An 18,200-nucleotide genomic window follows, 5' to 3' on the forward strand; every position below is an offset into this window, starting at 1 on the left:
TCAGGTAGCGAAAACTACCTACTGGAATCCTCCAAATACTCAGGGTAATGTTCCGCAAGATTTTTCAGCGGGTCCATATTTTTCCAAGGATTAGGAATATGTTGCGTCGTCGCATGCTGATGATGTTGGGTGCCTGTTTTTTCATCGTTTTGCTCCTGGCGGGCCATAAAGCCTTTTCCATCTACCAGCAGATCCAGGTCTATACCAAGCCTCGGCCTCCGGTCAGCGTCGCTGTGGCGACGGTGATCGAGCAACCCTGGCAGCAGCGTCTGCCAGCGGTGGGCACGCTCAAGGCCCTGCGCGGGGTCAGCCTGAGTCTGGAAATGGCTGGCACGGTCAAGGACGTGCAATTCGAGTCGGGGCAAAAGGTCAAGGTCGGGCAGCCCCTGATCCAGCTGGACAGCGCAGTGGAACAGGCGCTGCTGGAAACCGCTCAGGCGGACCTCGGTCTGGCGCAGTACGATTTCGCACGCGGCAGCCAACTGGTGGGGGACCGGGCCATCTCCAAGGGCGAGTTCGATCGACTCTCCGCTCAGTTGCAGAAGAACAAAGCCACGGTCAATCAACTCAAGGCTTCCCTGGCGAAGAAACACATCCTCGCGCCATTCGGCGGCGTCATCGGCATTCGCCAGGTCGACGTGGGTGACTACCTGGCCAGCGGCACGGTGATTGCCACCTTGCAGGACCTCAGCAGCCTCTACGTCGACTTCTACGTCCCCGAGCAATCGGTGCCCAAGATGGCGATCGGCCAAGCGGTGCAAGTGGAAGTCTCGGTCTATCCGCAGCAGATTTTTCCCGGCACCGTCAGCGCCATCAACCCCAAAGTCGAGAACAGCACGCGCAACGTGCTGGTGCGCGCCACTCTGGCCAACCCCGATAACAAACTGCTACCCGGAATGTTTGCCAGCCTGCAGGTGCTGCTAGCCAATCCGGCGCCTCAGATCGTGGTGCCGGAAAGCGCGGTGACTTACAGCCTCTACGGTAATTCGGTGTTTGCCGTGGTGGAGAAAAAGGCCGACGACGGCAGCGTGGAGAAAGACGCCGATGGCCAACCGGTGCTGATCGCCGAACGGCGATTCACTGAAACCGGCGAACGCCGTAACGGCCTGGTGCTAGTGACCAAAGGGTTGCAACAGGGCGACCAGGTCGTCAGCGCCGGCCAGCTCAAGCTGGACACCGGCACCCCCATCGCCATCAGCCCCGACAAGACCCTGGCCGCGACGCCGGGCCAGCCGCCACGCGCTGAAGGGGCACTATGAAATTCACCGACGTCTTTATCCGCCGCCCGGTGTTGGCCATGGTGGTCAGTCTGTTGATCGTGCTGTTGGGGTTCCAGGCCTACAGCAAACTTCCGCTGCGCCAATTCCCCAAGATGGAAAACGCCCTGATCACGGTGACCACCAACTATTCCGGGGCCAATGCCGAGACGATTCAGGGCTACATCACCCAACCCTTGCAGCAAAGCCTGGCGAGTGCCGAGGGTATCGACTACATGACCTCGGTCAGTCGCCAGAACTACTCGGTGATTTCCATCTACGCACGCATTGGTTCCAACAGCGACCGGCTGTTTACCGAACTGCTGGCCAAGGCCAATGAGGTCAAGAACAAACTGCCGCAGGATGCTGAAGACCCGGTGCTGAGCAAGGAATCAGCCGACGCCTCGGCGCTGATGTACATCAGCTTCTCCAGTGAGCAAATGAATAACCCGCAGATTTCCGACTACCTGTCGCGGGTCATTCAGCCCAAGCTCGCCACCTTGCCTGGCATGGCCGGCGCGGAAATCCTCGGCAGCCAGGTGTTTGCCATGCGCATCTGGTTGGACCCGGTAAAGCTCGCGGGCTTTGGCTTGAGCGCCAACGACGTCACCACCGCGGTGCGTCGATACAACTACCTGTCGGCGGCCGGCGAGGTCAAAGGCGAGTATGTGGTCACCAGCATCAATGCCAACACCGAGCTGAAATCTGCCGATGCGTTTGCCGCGATCCCGTTGAAGACCGAAGGCGACAGCCGGGTACTGCTACGGGATGTGGCGCGGGTGGAAATGGGCGCGGAAAACTACAACGCCATCAGCTCCTTTGGCGGTACGCCTTCGGTGTACATCGCGATCAAGGCCACGCCGAGTTCCAACCCCCTGGAGGTGATCAAGGAAGTGCGCAAGATCATGCCGGAACTGGAGGCCCAGCTGCCGCCCGGTCTCAAGGTGGATGTTGCCTACGACGCCACGCTGTTTATCCAGGCGTCCATCAATGAGGTGGTAAAGACCCTGTTTGAAGCGGTGCTGATTGTGATTGTGGTGGTGTTCCTGTTCCTGGGTGCACTGCGTTCGGTGGTGATCCCGGTGATCACCATTCCACTGTCGATGATTGGCGTACTGTTTTTCATGCAATTGATGGGCTACTCCATCAACCTGCTGACCCTGCTGGCCATGGTCCTGGCCATTGGCCTAGTGGTGGACGATGCGATCGTGGTGGTGGAGAACATTCATCGCCATATCGAGGACGGCAAGCGCCCATTGACGGCGGCCCTGGAAGGCGCCCGGGAAATTGCCCTGCCGGTGGTGTCGATGACTATCACCCTGGCGGCGGTCTACGCGCCGATCGGTTTTCTCGAAGGGCTGACCGGGGCGCTGTTCAAGGAGTTCGCCCTGACCCTGGCGGGCGCGGTGGTGATTTCCGGCATCGTTGCCCTGACGCTGTCGCCGATGATGTGTGCCCTGTTACTGCGCCGCGATGAAAATCCCTCGGGGCTGGCCCATCGACTGGATGGGATTTTCGACGGTCTCAAACGACGTTATCAACGCCTGCTGCATGCCACCCTGAACACCCGGCCGGTGGTGCTGGTGTTTGCGCTGATCGTGATGTGCCTGATCCCGGTACTCCTCAATTTCACCAAGTCGGAACTGGCCCCAGCCGAAGACCAGGGCATCATTTTCATGATGTCCAATGCGCCCCAGCCAACCAACCTGAATTACCTGAACACCTACACCGAAGAATTCATCAACATCTTCAAAGCATTTCCCGAGTACTACTCCTCGTTCCAGATCAACGGCTACAACGGCGTGCAGTCGGGGATTGGCGGTTTCCTGCTCAAGCCGTGGAACGAGCGCGAGCGTACTCAGATGCAGATCTTGCCCGAGCTGCAGTACCGACTGGATCAGATTCCGGGCTTGCAGGTTTTTGGCTTCAACCTGCCCTCGCTTCCCGGAACCGGCGAAGGCTTGCCGTTTGGCTTCGTGATCAATACCGCCAATGACTATGAGTCGCTGCTGAACGTGGCGGAGCGGATCAAGAAACGCGCCATGGAATCGGGCAAGTTCGGCTTTGTCGATATCGACCTGGCCTTTGACAAGCCGGAAGTGGTGGTGGACATCGACCGCGCCAAGGCCGCGCAGATGGGCGTGTCGATGCAAGACCTCGGCAGCACACTGGCGACGCTGCTGGCGGAGGCGGAAATAAACCGGTTCACCATCGAAGGCCGCAGCTACAAAGTGATTGCCCAGGTGGAACGGGCCTACCGCGACAACCCCGAGTGGCTGAACAACTACTACGTGAGAAATATCAAGGGCGAGCTGCTGCCGCTGTCGACCTTGATCAGCGTCACGGACCGGGCACGACCGCGGCAGTTGAACCAGTTTCAGCAACTCAATTCGGCGCTGATTTCCGGCTTTCCGCTTGTCAGCATGGGCGAAGCCATTGAAACGGTGAAGCAGATTGCCATTGAGGAAACACCTCCCGGGTATGCCTTTGACTACAGCGGAGCGTCGCGCCAATTCGTGCAGGAAGGGAGTGCGCTGTGGGTGACCTTTGGCCTGGCGCTGGCGATTATCTTTCTGGTGTTGGCAGCGCAGTTTGAGAGCTTCCGCGATCCGTTGGTGATTCTGGTGACGGTGCCGCTATCGATTTGCGGGGCCTTGCTTCCGCTGTTTCTCGGCTGGTCGAGCATGAATATCTACACCCAGGTGGGGTTGGTCACCTTGATCGGGCTGATCAGCAAACACGGGATTCTGATTGTCGAGTTCAGCAACCAGTTGCGCAGGGACAAGGGCCTCTCGCCGCGAGAGGCGGTGGAGGAGGCCGCGGCAATTCGCCTGCGGCCGGTGTTGATGACCACGGCGGCAATGGTGTTTGGCATGGTGCCGCTGATTCTGGCGACAGGGGCCGGGGCGGTGAGCCGGTATGACATCGGTATGGTGATTGCCACCGGAATGTCGATCGGCACCCTGTTTACGTTATTTGTTCTGCCTTGTGTTTATACGCTCCTGGCTAAACGCGAGGAGGAGGTGGCGGCCTGGCAGACTCTTTGAACTTATCCCATGCCGAAGATTGCCGGACTTGCTTACCTTAGTGAGTAGCGTCAATAGAATTGCCGCAATGCGCAGCCTCTAGTGTTGATTCATTAGAGGCTGGCGGCTCAAGTAAAACGGCACTTACAGCGTGTTCAGCTCATGTTTGAAGCTGCGAACTTATTCGCTCTTTGTTTTGTCAATACCGTTCGTCGGGTTCGCTGGAAAAACTGTAATATTTTTTGACAGCCTTATAGCTATTTCATTAGTCTGGCTTTCATCGAATTATAAGAACAATAAAGTCAACTGACTTTTCTGCCGCTCAAGTTTTTTATAAAAACATGGAAGAAGGGGTGTGATGAGCATGTATCTGATAAAAATAAAAGAAATTGCAGCAGATATTCTTTTCCTGGATGGACCCGATTCAATTCCCAGTGACAAGTCATTTGACCAGATAGGGTTTACCTCTATCGACTTCATCGACTTCTGCTTTGAAGTCAAGTCGCAGATAAACTCCGAAGTCGAGCCTGACTACTTGTGGCCGTTCCATAAGATGCTGGCTGACCCGGCGTTGTGCGTTGACAAAAAGTGGACCGCCAAAGGCCGCGAAGTCACCCGGGAAATACTTCAAGTTTCCGATATCAATGTTGTCGAGCCCGATAAGATAGGCAGTTTCTGGACGCCAGAGTTTTGCTCTCGGCGCCTAGAGGCCCTTGCCAATGGCTAGGGTATTGGTCACCGGGATAGGCGTACGACAAGCAGGGTTTGACCTGGCCGACCTTGAACTGCACGGCGGCGCCTCAGTGACCACTGAGCGAAGGTCCAGGGCGCCGGCAGTTCTTTCTCCAGAGATCGCCAAGGATATCGCTCGTGAAGACCGGGCGATCTTGTCCGATGCGGCCATACAAAGTCTGCTGGTCTCTCATGCAGCCTGCACAATGGCGCAACGGACGGGTTCTTTCAGTGAAGAAGATCGCGCGGTTATCAAGGTCTATACAACTGCAGAAATCGTTCGCGACTTTTACGAGATTCTTTATGAGTACCGAGTCAAGCACCCGGAACTTTCCTCGCAGGATATGCATAAAGAGTTAGGGCGTGTGGCTGGTACGGTGCACCCGCTTCGGTTGTTCAGAAAGTTACCCACCAATAACCTCTACCACATCTCCAAGTTTTTTGACTTTACCGGAGGCGGTTACCCATTGCGCAGTATGTCTTTGGGTGGGCTGTCCATGTTAGAGCATGCCTTGTTCAAGCTCGAGGGTCATGAGCGAGGAGGGGCTCTATTATGTGCGGTCGGAGATATGACTAAAGCGGATAACTTCGAGGCGTTTCGCAAGATGGGTCTAGTGGACTCGGACTTGGAAAACTCACCAGCCAATAAAGTTAGTGTAAGTTCCGGGGCAGTGGCCTTGATGCTCGAAAATACTGTAATGCAGCAGGCTTCCGGGCATCTGGCACTGGCTGAAGTTATCGCTGTTTATAGTCGGTTCGATGCACAGATATATTCCAGGCAAGCCGACTGGGAGGCCTTGTATCGCAACTTGCCCTCGACGGTGATCAATGGGCAACCGGTTGTTGTCCTGTATGACAATGGGGCGCCTGACCTGCGCCAAGAAGAAGAGGCGGCGATTGTCGAAATCATCGGCGCCCCCGAAGTGCGCCGTTACAAGCCTTATACCGGTTATGCGGGCAGCACCAGTGGCCTCGTCGACCTGGCCTGTGCCTTGGCGGACAAGAGCATCGAGGTCGGGCGCACGTTGCTGGTCAACGGGATGGGCATCGGCATCGGTTGTGCGTGCGCGGTGGTCAGAAAACTCGAGCATCTGGCCACTGATCGGCCGTTAGCCGGAGAGGCATCATGAGGGAGCGCGTGGTTATCACTGCCCTGGGATGCTGTACGCCCCTGGGAAGTACATACGATTCGGTAAGCGCCGCCTTGAGCGCAGGTGCATCGGGGATTCGGCAGATCCGCAAGTTCGATACCAGCACCTTCAAGAGCCACTACGCCGGCATTCCTGAAGAGGGCAATATCAGTCCGCCCGCTTCAAAGCGTCGTCGCTCGTGGGATGAGCTTTACATGGGCGTCGCTCTCAAGGGGCTGATGGCATGGCCTGGTTTCGACCTGGGTGGTATTTCCCCGGAGCGCATCGGATGTTTTCTCGGGGTTGATGAACCCGTCCCCGATATCCATCAGACGATCGACTTCGTATTTGACCTCGAACGGGGCGCAGATAAAGCGTTTTCGAACATGGCCGCGATGATGGAAAAACATTATCGGATCAGTGACTTTGCGCGCCTGGATTCAACTCAGTTGTTACGTCAGATACATGCCCAGATACCTTTCCATGGGCCGACCATGGTCCACCTCGGGCTCTGTTCTGCCTCGCTGCAGGCTATTGGAACCGGCTTTGAGCAGGTGGCCTGTGGACGAGTGGAGGCGGCGATCGTCGGCGGCGCCAGCGCCAAGGTAACTCCGGAGCACTACATCGGCCTTGAGTCTGTCGACGTCATCTGCACGGACCCAGCGCTGCCTTTTGATGGCCTGTCGCGTCCGTTTGATAGCCGTCGTTCCGGGTATGTTCCTGCAGAAGGCGCCGTGCTGTTTTTATTGGAAACCTATGCCAGCGCGCGCAAGAGAGGCTCAACGCCCTTGATGGAGATCGTTGGATATGGCGCCAGTATGAATGCCAGCCATATCGTCAAACCGGATCCTGACGCGCGAGAAATGAAGCTTTCAATGACCCGTGCGCTGGCCAGTGCCGGGCTCGACGCGAGTCAGATCGGCTTGGTCAATGCCCATGGAACCTCAACGGTGCTCAATGATTTGCACGAGTCGGCAGCCATCTGTTCGGTGTTATCCGAGACGGTTCCGGTAACGGCGAACAAATCCCTGCACGGGCACATGATTGCGGCGGCCGGGGCCATGGAAACCCTCAATACCTTGATTGGTTTGCGCGAGGGTTTCATTCCAGGCACTCGTAATCTCGAAGTTCGAGACCCGAATTGCAAAGCCAACCTGGTAGCCGAGACGCGCAGCGCTCACGTTGAATATTGCCTCAAGAACTCTTTTGGCATGGGCGGGCTTGCCGCATCGATGATCTTTCGCCGAGTTGAACTATAAAAATAGGATTGCGCGATGAAAACAATCCAGAGTCGAACCGATTTTCCAGTCGAAAAATTCAATCAAATGGTGATGGGGTATATCAGCAATGATTACCCGGGCGAGTTTCAGCCCGTTGAGGACTACCAAGGGTTTATCGACGCTTATCCGGTGATGGAAAAAGCTGCATTGGCGGCATCAGGCCGGCAGCTTCTCGCTGCGGGAAAGATGCAAGGTTGTTATGTGGTGTCCACGTCCGGCACAACCAGCAGCCCGGTCATTCTTGCCAACAGGTTTTTGCAAGGCGTCACGGAGCACAGCTATCCCTATCAAGTGCGTGTGGCCATGGCCACCCATGTATTCGATGCCACGGACATCGTTGCAAACCTGCTCACGGCGGGCGGGCTGGGCAACAGTTACGAAGGCATGTGTCGGTTGCTCGAGAGTATCGGGGTCACCATTCTTCCCGTCGGGCGGCCCGATACCCTGTCCAATAACGCGTTGCTACTCGATTTGCTCGAGCGGTTTTCCGTGGATGTCCTCGTCGGATCGCCAAGCGGAATTGTGCAGTTGGCTCAGGCGGCACTCAGCGCCGGGGTTTCACTACCGATACGAAAAATAGTCTTTGTCGGCGAGGCATTTCACCCGTCCAAGCGAACCTTTGTCAGTGAACAATGGCCGCAAGCGCGCTTCTACAGCATCTACGGCGCTACGGAATTGGGCTTTGCCGCGATCAACACCCCGCAGATGAATGCGGGGCATCACCTGGTGCTTTCGGATTGGTTTTTCGTCGAGACCAACGCGCAAGGGGAGCTGCTGATCACCGATCTGAAGGCACCCGTGGTGCCGCTCATTCGCTACAAGATTGGTGATTACGGCCAGCTCCTATCTGCACCAGACAGCAATGAATTCTACTTGTGCATTGGCGACAGGGTTGAGGAAGAGTTCAGCCTGGGAGGGCACAGGATTCGTCATGAGCACATTCGCAAGCAGCTGGCTGCTGCCGGGGTCGACCCTACGTATTGCCAGGTCACGCTTCGCTCATCCGAGCTGGGTCGGGACCGAGTGGAGGTGGCGCTGGATCTGCCGCAGCAGGAGCTGGATGCAGCAGCCCAGCTACGCTTGGAGGCGATCTTGAGCCAGATTCCCAAACTGGGGGAGGCGCTGCGTCGCGGGGTTGCCGAACTAGGCGTGGTGGGCCGTGAACACTTTGAATTCAACGCCAGGCAAAAACTGCCAGCGATACGCGATCAGCGACAACGCGCTGAAGTGCTGCAAACAGGCTCGGAGTTGTCACGGCGTATCGACAGGTTGCTCGATATCCCCACAGAACATCGTCGGCTGGATGAGCTCTTCAACGCGTACTCCGAGTTGCTGGTTCTGCTGAACAGCCTGCAACGTACCCTTCCCTACAACAGCACAGGCAGCGCCGAGGGGTATCGGATTGAGGACTGCCAGCGCAAAGTTCTGGACATAGAGCGGCTGTTCGAGCTGGAACTGAGTGGGCAATGGGCAAGTTTGTTGAATGATGGCAACAAACTGAGCCGCTTCTTCTATCGAATTTACCAGCGCATGGTCAGCAACGAACTCACCAGTCTCGATGGCCATAGCGGGCGGCTGTGCCAGGTTGGGGTTGGGGCGATGCCGCTGAGCATCCTCCTCTACGTGCAGAAAACCTCCTTCTTCGTCACCGGCATCGATATTGACAGTCATGCCATCGTGCAGGCCAGGCGCGGTATGGCCGCTGCTTTTGAAGCGCTGGATATCCCCTCCGAACGCTTGAGCCTGATCGAGGCGGCCGGGGCGGATTTCGATTACACCAGTTATGATGTTGTGGTGTTATCCATGACTGTTTCAGGTCGCTCCGAAGTAGTGCAGCGTATTCTTGATACCTGTAAACAGCCTCAAGTTCGAATTGTCTTGCGAGATACAGACGGCTGGAAGCAGTTCATCTATCAGTCTGTCGGTTTGCCTGAGCAACAGCAGTTGGAGTTGGTTGCTGAACATTCGGGTTGCCCTATCAGCAGTAGCGTCTACCGCATTCGACCCAAGGATTGAGGGATACCATGCTTAATATATTACGTGAAACACCCCTGTGGGTTTACGCGGTCTTTTTCCTGCTTCTTTACTACGGTGTGATGGCCTGTTTCAACAGCAATGAAACTCGTCGCTCACTGTTGATCAGTCCGGTTATCTTTATGCTCTGGTCGTTGGCCGCGATGGACTATACGCAGCAGCCCCTGGTATCGATCGGTAGTTGGGGAACAGGGCTGTTGGCTGGGATAGTTATTGCGGTGCTATGGTTCGATTACCATGGCATTACCGAAGGTGACGCTCCTCATTCAATCTCTGTTCCGGGATCCTTCAAGCTCCTGGTGATATCAATGTTCTTCTTTTGCATTAAATACTATGTCGGTTATCAACAAGCGACTGATCCGGTATTTGCCCATTCACTGCCGATGCTGCTCTTGATGGGCGCTGCTTCAGGTTTGACCATTGGTCTGCTGTGTGGAAGGGCATGGAAGATGCTGTCGATCTTGAATACGTTTTCTCGTAACAGTGACATTGCCGCGATAGGCACCATTAAAAAGCAATAAGGTGCTTATTTCCCGGGTGTTAACAAGACTGACGAGGCGGTGATCGTGCGGGCTTTTAATTATCTTGATCTGTGTCCTGTCGTAGAGAGGCACGGAGAGTTCTTTCGTGTTCGGCTGGATCATGAGTTGCTGGAAAGATTTCTTTCACGTTACGACATCAGCCTGGTTACGGTGGAGTTGTGTAACCAATTTGCGGTCAGGTGCGTTAGAGCCAGCAACCCCGAAACGTCGATAAATGGCCGATTTCTACCTGTGTCCCTGCGTAATTTGCATGGCGAAAATATCCGCGACGTGAGTTATTTGTTTGGCCAGGTTTCCAGGGAAGAGCGGGGTGGAATAGTACAGGTCTATTCATCCACGGGTTCAAATGAACATGAAGACCTGTTTTGTTCGGTGACGGTGATGGACACACGAACTACAAACTAACACTGCACTAACGCTTGCAGCTTCGCTGTTGCGTTGAGGTGAACCTGTCATGATCAACCTGATTATTCCGCCGTTGTTGTTCCCCTATTTCCTCGAGTGGCGGGCTGGTAATTACGCTGAAGCGGCGCTGCTGGCGCTCTTGGTGTTGCTGGTTCTTTGCTACAAGGGGCTGAAGAACAAGTTTGTCATCGATTGGAGCGTGGCGTTCGGCTTTGCTCTGATCCTGATGGTTTCTCTAGTCAAGCCGAGCTTCTTTAGCCTCTCATACACCAAGCCGCTTATTTATGGCGTATTGGCACTGGCGGGGTGGATTTCCTACGGAGTGGGCAAACCCTTTACTCAGCAGTATGCCCGGCAAGAAACGCCTGAAGAGTTTTGGCATACACCGACTTTTCTATCCATAAACAAGAGAATCACCCTGGTGTGGAATAGCGTATTCAGCTTGAACTTAGGGTTTGCGCTATTGAGCCTGATGTTTGTTGATTACTGGCCCATCTACTTGTTGATGTCCTATTTTACGATTTTGTGTGCCGTGGTCTTTACCGAGAAGTACCCGGACTATTACCTGGCTCATGGAGAGAGCAGTCGTGCAATATGAAGTCTTCAGCACATCAATGGATTTGATGGATTCAAACTCGACCCTGCAGGTTGAGGTCGACACGCTTGCGCCCATTTTTGCTGAGCATTTTCCCGGTTATCCGATTGTCCCGGCGGCGTTCACTGTGGGTTTTGTCCTGGCCTGCTGTCGAACACTGATGCCGGGTAAATCCTTTCAGGTGAAACGGGTGGTATTCACCGAGCCGATCACACCAGGATTGTCCTTGCAGTTGCAGTTCACGGGGTTGCACCGGAGTGAGCCAAGAGAGTTGGGTTTTACCCTCAGCTCCTCCGGTTTTATACATTGTCGAGGGAGCGTGATGTATGTCTAAGACTGCTGTTGTGACGGGGGGAACGCGTGGAATAGGGCGGGCCATTGTCAGAAAACTGATTGCCCAGGACTTTACTGTGTTTGCCACTTACCACAAGGATGAGGCCGCCGCACAGTGCCTCAGTGACGAGTTGGGGGCGAGGGTAATCACGGCGCGGGTGGACGGCAGCCAGCGCGATCAGGTCGAGCAGTTTCGCCAACAGTTTGTCGATTATCCAATGCCTTCGGTGCTGGTGAACAACGCCGGTATTGCCCGTGACGGGCTGTTCCTGAGTCAGGAACCGGCCACCTTCGAACAGGTCATGGCCAATAACTTCGGCGGTACATTGAATTTCTGTGAAGTCTTTGCACCGCACATGGCCACGGTCCGCCACGGCAATATCATCAACATAGGCTCTGTGGCAGCGCAGAAGGTCAAATTGGGTAATACCGCCTACGGTTGCGCCAAGGCCGCCATTGAGCGTTTGAGCCTGGGCTTGTCCGCAGAGTTGGCCCGCTTCGATGTTCGCGTCAACTGCGTTTCGCCCGGTTTTGTCGACACTGAAATGTTTCAGGCTTTCGCCGGTGAACACGCCAGGGAGATTCTCAAGTCGATACCCGGAAGACGGGTAATGACCGCCGAAGAAGTTGCCGAGATGGTTAGCCTGCTGGCGACCCGGCGTCTTTCTACCACCGGCAGTCTGCTGCGTGTGGGGAATGGCGAAAATGTCGGCTGAGCATTCAACGGAGCGCCAGGCCCCCCCCTTGGAGGGCACGCTGCCGTGGTTGGCCGGGTACCTTGAACGCCTGGAAAATCCCGGCGCGTGCAAGTTGGATCTGGCCACCCTGGCTCGGCTGCACGAGGCGCACATCACCCATATTCCATTCGATATGGCGGACGGTTTTCTGGGCCAGGACGTGCCCTTTACGTTGGAGCATGTGGTCCAGAAAATTGTCTACGAGCGGCGGGGCGGTGGCTGTACGCAGATGAATGGCATTTTTGCCGAGGTGCTGCACAGCCTCGGGTTCTCGGTTCAACGCACGTTGGCCAAGACCTTTCAGCACGGAGTATGTCGGGAGCTGTCCACCCATATGGTGTTGTTGGTCAAGGTCGAGGGCAAACGCTGGCTTTGCGATGTCGGGTTTGGCCTGCGAGGTCCCATCAGGCCTCTGTCACTCGAGCAGTGCGATGAACAGGTTCCGCAAGTTCAAGGATGTCACCGTTACAGGGTCAAGCGTCTGATCAATCGCGAGTGGCTGGTGGAGTATCTGCGCGGTGAATGCTGGCAGGGGTTGCTGGTAGTGCGTGATGCCGACTACAGCTATGAAGAGTTTCGCGTGACCCATTTTTATAACACCCATGCGCCGACATCACTGTTTGCCCAACACTTGATCTGTGCTCGGCCGCATTTGGAAGGAGGCGACCTCCTACAGAATGGGACCTTGGTCTGTGTGCGAGGCAAACGCCGCTCGAGTTATACAGCCAGTCACCTTGATGAGTTGATCGACCTGCTGCAGGCGCATTTCAACATCGTTCTTTGTGCACAACACTTTCAGCATCTGCCTCCGGGAATCATCAAGGATGACATACGATGACTAAGCGTTGCCTGATCACCAACCCTGTGTCCAATGCCAATCTCCTGGTGGGGTACTTGAAGGAGCAGGGCGTGGACTGTTATGCCGTCATCGAGATGGATAAAGTCGAGAAGATGCCGGTCTTGAGTGAAACGAAGAAAGGCGAGTTCAATGCCGAACTCTATCAGGGCATTTTCATATCGGCAGACGATGTTCCAGGGCCCGAAGCATTGCCCTTCGATATTATTCTGGCCGGTAGCGAGAATGGTGTTTTTCTTGCCGATCTCTTGAGCCAACGCCACGGTTTGCCTGGCAATGATCCACAGCATTCCCAACTCCGCCGCCATAAAGACGCCATGCAACAGGCTTTGGCCAACGCCGGGTTGGCCTTTATACCGACGCGCTCGATCGATGGGCCGCAGGCGGCCGCTTCAGTACTGGAGCACTGGGACAGCTATCCCTGTGTGTTGAAACCTCATTCTTCGGCGGGGGGTGAAGGGGTTGTACTGTGCCGGGATCGCGTCGAACTGCAGCAGGCCATTCGGGGGGCTGACTGGGGGGGCTTTTCTTCGACCTGGTCAGACAACGAGCGCTTCGTCTTACAACCTTTCATCACCGGCAAAGAGTACGTGGTTGATATGGTTGCCCATGAAGGGCAGTACTTCGTCTCTTCGGTGTGTCGATACATTCGATGTGATGAGCTGGGTATTGATAGTTGCCCTTTCGTTAAAAAATTCACCTTCCTCCTGGACCCCGGCGCGAAATCCCTGAGGGCCTTGGTTGAATATGCGGAAAAGGCCGCTGCAGCCTTGGGTATTCGTACCGGCGCCATTCATATGGAATTGCTCGATAGCCCGAATGGCCCGGTGATGATTGAAGTGGGGGCACGGCTGCACGGGACTATTACGCCCGTGCTGTTCGCGCATTGCTATGAGCCTCATTTGCTCGAGCAGCTTTATTCTTCCAGCGTCATGGGGCGGGATCAGGTCAAGCCTGCTAGCTTGATACAGCCAGGCATCATCAGCGATGTCATCAGTTCCGAGCCTGGGGTTTTCAATTCCCCTGATAATGGCTTTTCTACAGCACTCGATCGTCTTGAAAGTTTAAAGGGCATGCAGATTTCAATTGAACAGGGAGAACGCTTCAAGAAAACCAGCGACTTGTTCTCTTCTTCAATGAATGCCGCTTTTTCTCATGCCGATGACGATATTCTTTGGCAAGACCTGCAGGCTTTTGAAGCACTGACAGGCAGTTCTCTAAATGGCGCGCAATTGAGTCCCCCCATGTGGCAGTACCTCCGGGAGGAGTATTGCGCCTATTTTTAGTGAGACTCTCCAAGGACGGAAGCTTACATGATGAGACACTCTTTTTTTGATACCCAGTCTTTCGCTCGACTGTTCGAGCACTATGACAGTGCGGGCTATGCCGGTTATCGGCAGGTACAGGACTATGAGACCTTTGCCCGCCTGTATCCCACCTCTTCGAAATCCGACGTGCAGCGTCTGGCGGAAAAGGCTCGGCTCGAAGGCCGTTTGCGCAACTGCTACCTGGTCAGTTCTTCAGGTACCACGGCATCACCGCTGGTCATTGCCAATGACTTCTGGCCCAGCGTGTCGAGAGACGCTTACTCGTTGGAAGTACGCCGTTTTCTGGGACAGAAAGTATTTTCCAGCAAAGACGTGGTAGCCAATCTACTGGTGCCTGGCGGGTTCGGCTGTCTCTACGAAGGCCTTTCGCGCCTGCTGGAACCCATTGGCTGCACGATCTTGCCGGTGGGGCGTTTGGACGCACAGGATCTGCCTCATGTGTGTTTGGAGGTTTGCCGCGAAGCCGGGGTTTCCGCCTTGTTGGCGACCCCCGGAGGCATAGTTCAAGCTGCTCACTTGGCGCAGAAGGCGGGAATACAGTTAGATATCAAGAAGGTTGTCTATATTGGCGAGGCATTCTCTGCGGCAAAACAGAACTACATCAGGTCGGTCTGGCCGGATGCACAGTTTTATGGTCTCTATGGGAATACCGAAGTCGGCTTTATCGGCGTCTCGACCCCAGCCCATCCCCCGGGGCATTACGATTTTCTAAGCAAGTGGGTGTTCGCTGAAGTCGATGAAAGCGGCAAGTTGTACTTGAGCGACTTAAAGGCTCCTATTGTCCCGGTCATTCGTTATGAAACAGGTGACCTGGCAACCTTGCTACCGGCTTCACACAACCGCATCGGTACGTTGGTCTTGCAGGGCCGCAGTGATACCAGCTTCAACTTCTGCGGTAATTTATTAAGCCTTGCCCATGTTTGCGAAACGATATGGCGCCATTGCGGCCAGTCATTTGTACTGCAGTTGACGCTCACCAGCGGTGATGCAGGCAAGGATCATTTATGCGTCAGTGGCGATTTCACTTCATTTGCCGATCCGCAGGCGGCCTGCCTTGATATTGAGTCTGCACTGCTTGGAATGGCGGCGTTGGAAGAAGGACTGCGCCGTGGAGTGGCCACGATCAGTGTCGAGTGCAATACCGAACTCTGGCTGAGTGCCCGTGAGAAAGTTCCAACTTTGCGCGATTTACGCTAGCGATAAATAGTGCTCATGCCTAAACCAGATGCTTGACGTTATTGAATGTCGGCGCGGCATGCGCACGCCTGATTAACCTGTTGAACCCGATTATTTATTGAATGGTTTTGGCCGATCCTGTTTTTAAACGGGCCTGGCCTTAGTTGGATGAACTAATCCTTAATAATGATCTACTTAGTGGAGGCACCGCAAAATGTCGATATTTAAGCAGAATATTCTTGGCTCGGGTCAGTGGAGTGACTGGCGCTGGCAGCAGAAGAATGCCGTGCGCGATGAAATGGCCCTGCGCACGGCCTGTGGCGGTTGGACGGAAGAGGTGACCGCCCATATCGAGCACAATTTGCAAGGGCGCAAGATGCAGATCACGCCTTACTACATTGACTTGATCATGAGTTCGCTCGAGTCAAACCAGGTGACTGAACACCCACTGTGGCGACAGGTTGTACCTTATTGGAATGAAAACGTACTCAATGACTACGATGGGGTCTCGGAGAACTGGGAGTTGCATCATGAGATGAAGACACCCATCTGCCAGCACAAGTACGACAACCGCGTCATTCTGCGCATGACCAACACCTGCAATGCCTATTGCCAGTTCTGTTTCGAGGCTCTACGAACCTTGCAGGTGGGCACCGAGAAAGCGAACGCCAACACCGACTCATTTGCCGATTCGATCGACTATATCCGCAATACACCGGCTATCGAGGAAGTCATCCTCAGCGGTGGCGATCCGCTGATGCTCGCTGATCGCAAGTTGGAGGAACACCTGGCGGCACTGCGTTCCATCAGTGACGACCTGCTGATCCGCCTTCACTCACGGGCATTGAGTTTCAACCCGTTCCGGGTCACCGATGAGTTGGTGGCCATGCTGGAGAAGTACAAGGTCAATGCCTTTGGCGTGCATGTCTGTCACCCGCTCGAACTCAGTAGCGACTTTGCCGCGGCGGTCAAACGCATCCGCGGGGCTGTGCCAATAGTCTTTGCCAACACGCCTCTGCTACGCGGTGTGAATGACGATGAAGAAACACTTCATAGCCTGTTCATCGACTTGTACCGGCTGGGGGTCAAGCCCTACTACCTGTACCACTTCATGCCGTTTTCTCCCGGTGCCTCGGAATACAAGGCGTCCATTGGCGATGCCATCGCCATTATGAGTCGCCTCAAGAGACGTGTGTCCAACATCGCCTTGCCGGAATACGTCCTGCCCCACGCGCGGGGGAAGTTCACCGTGCCATTGTTGAACTTCGAACAGCCCGACGAACTGCCTCGTTTTGAACTACATAACGGCCAGCGCTATTACTCATTCCAGGGGTGGGATGGTCAACGATGCACTTGGCACGATGCATAAGCGAACCTCCAGCCTGAAGTGGTGATCAATCATGAAACAAGACGCTATTCTTTTCATTGATGTCGATGACAGCCCATCCGTTCGCTATAGCTACCGTGAACCACACTTTGCCGCTGCCCGCTCACGCGGGTTGGCGTGTCTGATCGCGGGTCTGTCCGGACGCAATCACCTGGACCGCCTGCGGCGTGACAGTGATGAAGTCTTTCTACTCGAAGCCTTGAGCGAGCAAAGCATTCTCGAGTTGGTACAGGAGCTCGATGGGCAATACCAGGTGCGCGCAATCTTCTGCCACGCCGGCCATGCATCGGCGCAAGGGCAGGTGGGCTGCATTGTCGCCGGGGTCTGCCAGCAGTTGGGTCTGGTCTCTGCGCCGGCCGAGGCGATAGCCGCTTGCAACAACAAGTTCCTGATGCGCCAGGTGCTGCAGGCGCACGGGTTGCGGTCTGTTCCATTCGCACTTTGCAATGATCAACAAGAGCTGGAAGCCAGCGCGGCGCGCGTGGGTTTTCCACTGATCGCCAAGCCGGCGTTTGGTGGCGCTTCGGTGTTTATCAAGCGGTGTGAAAACTGGGCACAGTTGCACAGTCATTACCAACTGTTCCTTGCCCATCATGCTGACGCGGCCTACGCCGACTTCTATGGGTGCGCGCATACCCTGGCCGGCGATGACGGGCTTGCACGCGACTACATTCCGGGTCGAAGCATCCTGCTTGAAGGTTATATCGAGGGCACCGAAGGCACCCTGGAGTGTGTGGCTACCGATAAGCGCATTCACCCGATTCTGATCAACGAGAAGCTTCTGCTCACGGAACGCAGCGGCACCATGCTGGAGAACCTGCTGATCACCCCGCCTGCGTCATTCACTGCGGGCCAATGCGCTGAGATTCGCCGCTATGCGGTGCAGTGCCTGGAGGCGGTGGGCCTGACCAATGCCTGTGTGCATTTCGAGTTTCGCATGACCGAGGCTGGGCCGATCGTCATCGAGATCAACCCGCGCCTGGGGGGCTTGTACGTCAATTCGGCGCTACGCGACCTGGCGGGTATCAATCCCTATGAACTCTACATCTCGCTGCTGTTGCGCGACGAGGCGCTGGATGCCCGGCTCGAGGCCGCTGCGCAACAGGTTGGCGAGGCCACGCAAGGCTATGCAATGTTGGCGGTCTATCCCGAAACAAGCGGCTATTTCAAAGGGTTTGAAGGCGTCGACTACCTGGACCAGAACGCTTGCGTAGTGGAGTACGCGGTGCAGGACGCCGGCAGTTACATCGACGCCGATATTGAAGAGCACTACTTGCTCAAGTGCTGGGCCAAGGTCGAGGGCGCCGCACAGGCCCATGCCCTGCATGCCGCCGTCAGCGACAACCTCAGTGCAATCATCGAAAACACCATCGCAGGGTAGCG

The 18,200-nt window shown here is 55.5% G+C and carries 15 protein-coding genes; all 15 read left to right on the plus strand.

The genetic code is table 11. The features are described from left to right. Positions 1-98 precede the first annotated feature (98 nt). The 15 genes from J4P02_RS16060 (at position 99) to J4P02_RS16130 (ending at position 18,198) form a co-directional block, all read left to right on the plus strand. Complete coding sequence (locus tag J4P02_RS16060) at positions 99-1,259, plus strand: efflux RND transporter periplasmic adaptor subunit (protein ID WP_426191918.1); 1,161 nt, start codon at positions 99-101, stop codon at positions 1,257-1,259. Then, positions 1,256-4,303: a multidrug efflux RND transporter permease subunit gene (locus J4P02_RS16065; protein WP_426191920.1), complete on the plus strand. Its 3,048-nt coding sequence runs from the start codon at positions 1,256-1,258 to the stop codon at positions 4,301-4,303. The genes J4P02_RS16060 and J4P02_RS16065 overlap by 4 nt, the downstream gene beginning before the upstream one ends. 337 nt (positions 4,304-4,640) lie before the next feature. Then, positions 4,641-5,009: a phosphopantetheine-binding protein gene (locus J4P02_RS16070; protein WP_426191921.1), complete on the plus strand. Its 369-nt coding sequence runs from the start codon at positions 4,641-4,643 to the stop codon at positions 5,007-5,009. Continuing rightward, positions 5,002-6,144, plus strand: a complete 1,143-nt coding sequence (locus tag J4P02_RS16075; protein WP_426191923.1) for a hypothetical protein — start codon at positions 5,002-5,004, stop codon at positions 6,142-6,144. The genes J4P02_RS16070 and J4P02_RS16075 overlap by 8 nt, the downstream gene beginning before the upstream one ends. Next, positions 6,141-7,403, plus strand: a complete 1,263-nt coding sequence (locus J4P02_RS16080) for a beta-ketoacyl-[acyl-carrier-protein] synthase family protein (protein ID WP_426191925.1) — start codon at positions 6,141-6,143, stop codon at positions 7,401-7,403. Before J4P02_RS16075 ends, J4P02_RS16080 begins: the two co-directional genes overlap by 4 nt. A gap of 15 nt (positions 7,404-7,418) precedes the next feature. Next, positions 7,419-9,440, plus strand: a complete 2,022-nt coding sequence (locus J4P02_RS16085) for a nicotianamine synthase family protein (protein ID WP_426191927.1) — start codon at positions 7,419-7,421, stop codon at positions 9,438-9,440. A gap of 8 nt (positions 9,441-9,448) precedes the next feature. Further along, on the plus strand, positions 9,449-9,979 hold the full coding sequence (locus J4P02_RS16090) for a hypothetical protein (RefSeq protein WP_426191929.1): 531 nt from the start codon (positions 9,449-9,451) through the stop codon (positions 9,977-9,979). 475 nt (positions 9,980-10,454) lie between these two features. After that, entirely contained in the window at positions 10,455-11,003 is a 549-nt protein-coding gene (locus J4P02_RS16095) for a hypothetical protein (protein ID WP_426191931.1), read from the plus strand. After that, the gene (locus J4P02_RS16100) at positions 10,993-11,334 is read left to right on the plus strand and encodes a hypothetical protein (RefSeq protein ID WP_426191933.1); all 342 of its coding nucleotides are present in this window, start codon (positions 10,993-10,995) and stop codon (positions 11,332-11,334) included. Before J4P02_RS16095 ends, J4P02_RS16100 begins: the two co-directional genes overlap by 11 nt. Beyond that, the gene (locus tag J4P02_RS16105) at positions 11,327-12,049 is read left to right on the plus strand and encodes an SDR family NAD(P)-dependent oxidoreductase (RefSeq protein ID WP_426191935.1); all 723 of its coding nucleotides are present in this window, start codon (positions 11,327-11,329) and stop codon (positions 12,047-12,049) included. The genes J4P02_RS16100 and J4P02_RS16105 overlap by 8 nt, the downstream gene beginning before the upstream one ends. Beyond that, positions 12,039-12,908, plus strand: a complete 870-nt coding sequence (locus J4P02_RS16110; protein WP_426191937.1) for an arylamine N-acetyltransferase family protein — start codon at positions 12,039-12,041, stop codon at positions 12,906-12,908. Before J4P02_RS16105 ends, J4P02_RS16110 begins: the two co-directional genes overlap by 11 nt. Next, complete coding sequence (locus J4P02_RS16115; protein WP_426191939.1) at positions 12,905-14,212, plus strand: ATP-grasp domain-containing protein; 1,308 nt, start codon at positions 12,905-12,907, stop codon at positions 14,210-14,212. The genes J4P02_RS16110 and J4P02_RS16115 overlap by 4 nt, the downstream gene beginning before the upstream one ends. 27 nt (positions 14,213-14,239) lie before the next feature. Further along, positions 14,240-15,451, plus strand: a complete 1,212-nt coding sequence (locus J4P02_RS16120; RefSeq protein WP_426191941.1) for a hypothetical protein — start codon at positions 14,240-14,242, stop codon at positions 15,449-15,451. A gap of 193 nt (positions 15,452-15,644) precedes the next feature. After that, positions 15,645-16,799 (plus strand): KamA family radical SAM protein, encoded by a 1,155-nt coding sequence (locus J4P02_RS16125; protein ID WP_426191942.1) that lies wholly within the window; start codon positions 15,645-15,647, stop codon positions 16,797-16,799. Positions 16,800-16,830: 31 nt separating this feature from the next. Next, entirely contained in the window at positions 16,831-18,198 is a 1,368-nt protein-coding gene (locus J4P02_RS16130) for an ATP-grasp domain-containing protein (protein WP_426191944.1), read from the plus strand. Positions 18,199-18,200: the final 2 nt, after the last annotated feature.

Source organism: Pseudomonas sp. NFXW11 (assembly GCF_049887815.1).
Taxonomy (GTDB): domain Bacteria; phylum Pseudomonadota; class Gammaproteobacteria; order Pseudomonadales; family Pseudomonadaceae; genus Aquipseudomonas.